This window comes from Streptomyces sp. NPDC048664, from assembly GCF_040650555.1.
Classification (GTDB): Bacteria; Actinomycetota; Actinomycetes; order Streptomycetales; family Streptomycetaceae; genus Streptomyces.
Genome location: NZ_JBEZHK010000029.1, coordinates 103,829 through 109,892, shown reverse-complemented (window position 1 = coordinate 109,892; position 6,064 = coordinate 103,829). Strand labels below are relative to the sequence as shown.

Genomic DNA, 6,064 nt, shown 5'->3' with positions numbered 1-6,064 from the left:
CGGACGCTTCCTTTGTACTCACCCGAGAGACTCTCTCAGGCTTTCCTCCGGGCCTCTTCCCTTCGGTCTTGCGTTTCCGACTCTATCAGATCTTTTTCCGATCCGATTTCCTCGGTGCTTTCCGGCCTTTCGACCTTCAGGCGTTTCCGACTCTATCAGACCCTTTTCCGGTCCGATTCCCTGTCGGCGGGATTCGCCTCCGGCTGGGGGCTTTTCTGCTCCCGGCCTTTCGGCATTCACTACGTTAGCCGGTTCCCGTCGCAACTCATAATCGAGTTCTGCGGGCTTGAATTCATGCGTGCGAGCACGCCGAATCCGCCCTCTAGGAGGGTTGACGTAGGTAGTGGAGTGGCCGCTTCCGGCGTCGACGCGAGGTCGTACCGGCTTCAACGGCTCGGGCTACATTACGCATCCCGCAAGGGCGCGTCAACTTCGACGGCGGCGTGGCGTGTGGGCCCGATAGGGGCTCACCGTCGGGTCGTTGGCGAGCCAGAAGCGCCAGGGGTGGACGGCGCCGTCGCCCGAGACCCCCGTGCGCGGGCCGCTGCACACCTGGTCGGAGGGGACGGACAGGCCCGTCAGCATGCGCAGGGGCGTCTCCCCCTCGGCGCAGGCGTCCGCACCGTCGAGTGTCCGGTCCACGTCCAGGGCCGTGGCGAGACGGGCGGGACCTTTGGCTAGTTCCTTGTCGTTTCGGGCCGAAACGCGACGGGTGCGGGCAATCTCGGCGCCTTCGGTGATCTCACCGGCGCGCAGCAGGACCGCGCTCGCCTCGCCCTCGGGCCCGCACACCAGGTTCATGCAGTGCCACATGACGGACGTTACGCACTGCGCATGTACGTCGTTGCACCATCGGCAGGACGACGACAAGCGGGAGGGACAGGCAGTGCGAGCGGTCATCTACGCCAGGCTCAGCCCAACCCCGAGAGGCGAGGAGTCCAAGGGCGGGAACCTTGCGCAACAGGTCGAACTGAGCCGGTCACTGTGCGACCGGAACGGCTGGACGGTTGTAGAGGTCATCACCGAGAGGGAGTCGTCGGCGTCGACGTTCCGCGTCGTTGCGGGCCGCAAGGTGTCGGCTCGCGGTGACGGCTGGAGCCGCGTGATCGAGCTGGTACGGACGGGTACGGCTGATGTCGTCGTAGCAAGGCACTACGACCGCCTCTACCGGACGACACGAGACCTGGTCGAGCTGGTGGACCTGGCCGAGGAGACCGGCGTTCATCTGGCCGCCGCGCAGGCTCTACGAGGACCCCGAGCGAATCCACTACGTGCGAACGGTCCTCACACAGGTATGCGAGCGGGTGGAGCTCCTGCCCAGGGGGCGAGGGGTACGGGGGGTTCACGTCGGATCACTGCCGGATCACTTTCCGGAACCCGTGAGCAGTGCGTGACAATCGCACAAGGCGCTTACGGTGCAACGGGCCCTGGGGCAGGGGGCGGAGCCGACCGGACTCGAACCGGCGTCCTCGCGATTTTGGAGACCGCGCGCGACGACCTCTGCGCTACGGCTCCGCCCGACCCGACAGCCTAGTGCTGACACGCCGGCAACAACCTGCCTGCCAGGGGCGTGCCTCTGCACCTGTCTCAGGCTCTCGCGTGCAAGCGACGTACAGCGCGCAGGGTCATGCGGACGGCTTGGCTCTCGGGCTCCGTCGGTACGCCGAGACCGTCGGGTCACCGGCGAGGTAGAAGCGGTGCTGCCAGTCGTGGGCCCTGCTCACGCCTACCCGAGGGCCGGCCCGGATGAGTGCGGCGGGTACGGGCTCGCCCTCGGACAGCGCGACCGAGGCCCCTGCCAGCAGGTCTGCGCCGTTGTGCTCTGCCGTGATGCCGAGCGCTTGGCAGAAGTTCCCCGGCCCCCGCGCGAGACGTGGACTCTCGACCTTGCCCCCTCGCCGCTCGCGGGCCAGGTCTTCGCCTTCGATGACCCGGCCTGCCCGGATGAGAACAGCTGTAGCGATGCCGTCTACCCCAGTGACGACGTTCGCGCACCAGTGGAGTCCGTGGGACCGGTAGACGTACAGGTGTCCCGCGGGTCCGAACATGACGGCGTTTCGGGGTGTCCTGCCTCGGTAGGCGTGAGAGGCAGGGTCGGTCGAACCGGAGTACGCCTCGGTTTCCGTGATGGTGATGCTCACGGTTCCCTCGGAGGTCTCGTGGCTGAGGATGGCACCGAGCAGCTTGGGGGCGACCTCCTCAGCCGGGTGAGCAAGGTCGATGACGTTCACGCTGACCGCCTTGACATGCGGGGGTGGAGGGACTCCCTGGGCAGTGGCGTACGGTCGGGGCTCGCGATCATGTCGTACGAGCGTAGTCCAGACGGGCTCGCGTCAAAGGGTGGTCAAGAGTCCTCCCTCTTGGAAGGGTGAGGGCACAACGGAACAGGCGTCGCCTGGGAGGGATGATTCATGGGGTTCAAGCGGCTGCTCGCCAGCATGGGAGCCGGCGGTGCTTCGGTGGAGACGGTGCTCACCGAGGCGAATGTCGTGCCCGGTGGCGTGGTCCAGGGTGAGGTGCGGATCCAGGGCGGGTCCGTGAACCAGTCGATCGAGGGGCTGAACGTCGGTCTGCAGGCCAAGGTCGAGGTCGAGGGGCACGACGACACGGAGTACAAGCAGGACATCGAGTTCACCAAGGTGCGGCTCGGTGGTGCCTTCGAGCTCCAGGCCGGTGCCGTGCACGCGGTGCCGTTCGGGCTGGAGATCCCCTGGGAGACGCCGATCACCATGATCGACGGGCAGGCGCTGCGGGGCATGCACATCGGGGTGACCACGGAGCTGGAGATCGCGCGTGCCGTGGACTCCGGTGACCTCGACCCGGTCAACGTGCACCCGCTGCCGGCTCAGAAGGCGATCCTGGACGCGTTCATCCAGCTGGGCTTCCGCTTCAAGAGCGCGGACATGGAGCGGGGCCACATCCGCGGCACCCGGCAGCGGCTGCCGTTCTACCAGGAGATCGAGTTCTACCCGCCGTCGCAGTACCGCGGTCTGAACCAGGTCGAGTTGAGCTTCGTCGCCGACGACAACGCGATGGACGTCATCCTGGAGATGGACAAGAAGCCGGGTCTGTTCAGCGAGGGCAGCGACTCCTACCGTTCCTTCCAGGTGGGACTGCACGACTTCCACGGCACGGACTGGGCCGGATATCTCCACCAGTGGCTGTCGGAGGTGGGCAGCAAGCGGAGCTGGTTCTAGGCTCTGAGACGAAGCACCGTAGTCGTTTGGTCCACTGTTCTGGAGGTACCGAGGTGACCGAGCTCAAGAGGCGTCCCCTTCCGCACGACTTCCATCCGCCCGTGCCGTCGTTCACGGTGACGAGTGAGGACGTCGAGCCGGGGGCGAAGCTCCAGGACGCTCAGGTCCATGCGGGTGGGAACATCTCGCCGCAGCTGAGCTGGGAGGGCTTCCCGGCTGACACGAAGAGCTTCGCCGTGACCTGCTTCGACCCGGACGCCCCCACGGGGAGCGGGTTCTGGCACTGGATCGTGTTCGACATCCCCGCCTCCGTCACCGAGCTGCCCGCCGGTGCGGGCAGCGGGAAGTTCGAGGGGCTGCCGGAGGGCGCCGTGCACGCGCGCACCGACTTCGGGTCGAAGGACTTCGGTGGTGCCGCGCCGCCGCCCGGTGACGGGCCGCACCGATATGTGTTCACGGTGTACGCCGTGGACCAGGAGAAGCTCGGATGTGACTCGGACGCGTCCGGTGCCGTGGTCGGTTTCAACCTGCGGTTCCACGCGCTGGCGCGCGCTCAGCTCATCGGGGAGTACGAGAACCCCGCCGCCGGCTGACGTTCACCGAGCGTTCGCCCGTCTCCGGTCTGGAAGTGATCGGAGGCGGGCATTTTTTATTGCGTTGTCCATCTCGGCGTGCCCGTCCACAGTTGTGCCAAGCCCGCCGGGGGGTGGGCGGGTGCACACGGGAGGTGGGCCGGATGCGTGACACGCTGGTGCTGAACGCGAGCTTCGAGCCGCTGTCGACGGTGACACTGCATCGCGCCGTCGTTCTGGTGCTCCAGGACAAGGCCGTCGTCGAACAGGCCCACCCGGAGATCCGTATGCGGGGCGCTGATGTGGACATACCGGCGCCGCGTGTGATCAGGCTCTGCAGGTATGTGCGGGTGCCGTTCCGAAGACGGGCTCCGTGGTCGAGGCGGGGTGTCCTGGTGCGCGACCGGCATCGGTGCGCGTACTGCGGGAGGCGGGCGACGACCGTGGACCATGTCGTGCCGCGGTCCCGGGGTGGCGGGGACACCTGGCTGAACACGGTGGCCTCGTGTGCCGAGGACAACCACCGCAAGGCGGACCGTACTCCGGAGCAGGCGGGGATGCCGCTGCTGCGGCAGCCGTTCGAGCCGACGCCGGCGGACGCGATGCTGCTCGCACTGGGGCAGGAGGACTTCGAGGCGCTCCCGGGGTGGCTGGCTCAGGAAGCCGCGGCCTGAGGGACGGGGTGGCCGCCGTCGGTCGACGGCCACCGTCCGTGGGCGGCCGTCAGTCGATGGCCGGCTTCTCGCGGCGGTCCGCGCCGGAGCCGCCGCCCGTGCCGGAGGTGGAGCCGCCGCCGGAGCCGCCGGCCAGGGAACCGAAGTTTCCGAAGGCGCCGGAGAGGCCCTTGAGGGCGTCGCCGATCTCGCTGGGGACGATCCAGAGCTTGTTGGCGTCGCCCTCGGCGATCTTGGGGAGCATCTGGAGGTACTGGTAGGACAGCAGCTTCTGGTCCGGGTCGCCGGCGTGGATCGACTCGAAGACGGTGCGGATCGCCTGTGCCTCGCCCTCGGCGCGCAGGGCGGCGGCCTTCGCCTCGCCTTCCGCGCGCAGGATCTGGGACTGCTTCTCACCCTCGGCGGTGAGGATCGCCGCCTGCCGTGTGCCCTCGGCCGTCAGGATCGCGGCGCGCTTGTCCCGGTCGGCGCGCATCTGCTTCTCCATCGAGTCCTGGATGGAGGTCGGGGGCTCGATCGCCTTCAACTCGACGCGGTTGACGCGGATGCCCCACTTGCCGGTGGCCTCGTCGAGCACTCCGCGCAGCGCCGCGTTGATCTCCTCGCGGGAGGTGAGGGTGCGTTCGAGGTCCATGCCGCCGATGATGTTGCGCAGCGTGGTGACGGTGAGCTGTTCGATGGCCTGGATGTAGCTGGCGACCTCGTAGGTGGCGGCCCGCGCGTCGGTCACCTGGTAGTAGATGACGGTGTCGATGTTGACGACCAGGTTGTCCTGGGTGATCACCGGCTGCGGCGGGAACGGGACGACCTGTTCACGCAGGTCGATGCGGTTGCGGATGGAGTCGATGAACGGGACCACGATGTTCAGGCCCGCGTTGAGTGTGCGTGTGTAGCGGCCGAAGCGTTCCACGATGGCGGCGCTCGCCTGTGGGATGACCTGGATCGTCTTGATCAGGGCGATGAAGACCAACACCACCAGAATGATCAGGACGATGATGATCGGTTCCATCGTGAGTCCCCGTACCCCTTCTCCGACTTGGCGCCCTGTGGAAGATCTTATGGTTGTTGAAGATCTTGCTGGTCGAGTCTGACAGACCGTCGCGTGCCCCGTGGGCCGTTCGGTTCAGTTGAGTCCTTCGAGGTCACATGACGATCGCCGTGGCTCCGTCGATGTCCACGACATCGACCTCCTGGCCCACCTCGTACGTGAGTTGGGTGTCCAGGGCGCGCGCCGACCACACCTCCCCGGCGAGTTTGATCCGTCCGCCGGCGCGGTCAACGCGTTCCAGGACGACGGCCTGCCTTCCCTTCAACGCCTCGATGCCTGTGGCGTGTTGGGGTGTCTGGGCGCGGTGTCTCGCGGCGACCGGCCGCACCACGGCGACAAGTGCCACCGAGACCACGGCGAAGACGGCGACCTGGAGGACCACTCCCCCGCCGAGAGCGGCGCTCGCCGCGCCGGCCACGGCGCCCACCGCGAGCATGCCGAGTTCCGGCATGGCGGTGACCACGAGGAAGATGCCGAGGCCCGCCGCGGCGATCAGCCACCACACCCACGCGTCGATGTTCACATCGTCATGTTAGGGCCGGGGTCCGATCACGGACAGGGCGCGCGACCGGC

The 6,064-nt window shown here is 67.5% G+C and carries 6 protein-coding genes, 1 tRNA gene and 2 pseudogenes; 4 read left to right on the top strand and 5 right to left on the bottom strand.

Translation table 11 applies throughout. The annotated features are described in order from the left end of the window. Positions 1–426: 426 nt before the first annotated feature. Positions 427–813, bottom strand: a pseudogene (locus AB0C59_RS27325) (DNA-3-methyladenine glycosylase); the annotation flags it as partial. Here AB0C59_RS27325 and AB0C59_RS27320 point away from each other — a divergent pair. Next, positions 800–1,180, top strand: a pseudogene (locus AB0C59_RS27320) (recombinase family protein); the annotation flags it as partial. The pseudogenes AB0C59_RS27325 and AB0C59_RS27320 overlap by 14 nt on opposite strands. Before the next feature lie 260 nt (positions 1,181–1,440). Here the strand turns inward: AB0C59_RS27320 and AB0C59_RS27315 are convergent. Next, positions 1,441–1,515: transfer RNA gene (locus tag AB0C59_RS27315), tRNA-Trp, on the bottom strand. A gap of 110 nt (positions 1,516–1,625) precedes the next feature. Next, complete coding sequence (locus AB0C59_RS27310; RefSeq protein WP_363009098.1) at positions 1,626–2,231, bottom strand: DNA-3-methyladenine glycosylase; 606 nt, start codon at positions 2,229–2,231, stop codon at positions 1,626–1,628. Between the two features lie 180 nt (positions 2,232–2,411). Here AB0C59_RS27310 and AB0C59_RS27305 point away from each other — a divergent pair, with 180 nt between their 5' ends. The 3 genes from AB0C59_RS27305 (at position 2,412) to AB0C59_RS27295 (ending at position 4,443) form a co-directional block, all read left to right on the top strand. Further along, the gene (locus AB0C59_RS27305; RefSeq protein ID WP_363009096.1) at positions 2,412–3,197 is read left to right on the top strand and encodes a sporulation protein; all 786 of its coding nucleotides are present in this window, start codon (positions 2,412–2,414) and stop codon (positions 3,195–3,197) included. A 53-nt stretch (positions 3,198–3,250) separates the two neighbouring features. After that, positions 3,251–3,790, top strand: coding sequence for a YbhB/YbcL family Raf kinase inhibitor-like protein (locus tag AB0C59_RS27300; RefSeq protein WP_363009094.1), 540 nt, complete (start codon positions 3,251–3,253; stop codon positions 3,788–3,790). A gap of 143 nt (positions 3,791–3,933) precedes the next feature. Next, the gene (locus AB0C59_RS27295; protein WP_363009092.1) at positions 3,934–4,443 is read left to right on the top strand and encodes an HNH endonuclease; all 510 of its coding nucleotides are present in this window, start codon (positions 3,934–3,936) and stop codon (positions 4,441–4,443) included. Between the two features lie 49 nt (positions 4,444–4,492). Here the strand turns inward: AB0C59_RS27295 and AB0C59_RS27290 are convergent, their stop codons facing one another. Continuing rightward, positions 4,493–5,452, bottom strand: a complete 960-nt coding sequence (locus tag AB0C59_RS27290; protein WP_363009090.1) for an SPFH domain-containing protein — start codon at positions 5,450–5,452, stop codon at positions 4,493–4,495. Between the two features lie 133 nt (positions 5,453–5,585). Continuing rightward, complete coding sequence (locus AB0C59_RS27285) at positions 5,586–6,014, bottom strand: NfeD family protein (protein ID WP_363009088.1); 429 nt, start codon at positions 6,012–6,014, stop codon at positions 5,586–5,588. Positions 6,015–6,064 lie beyond the last annotated feature (50 nt).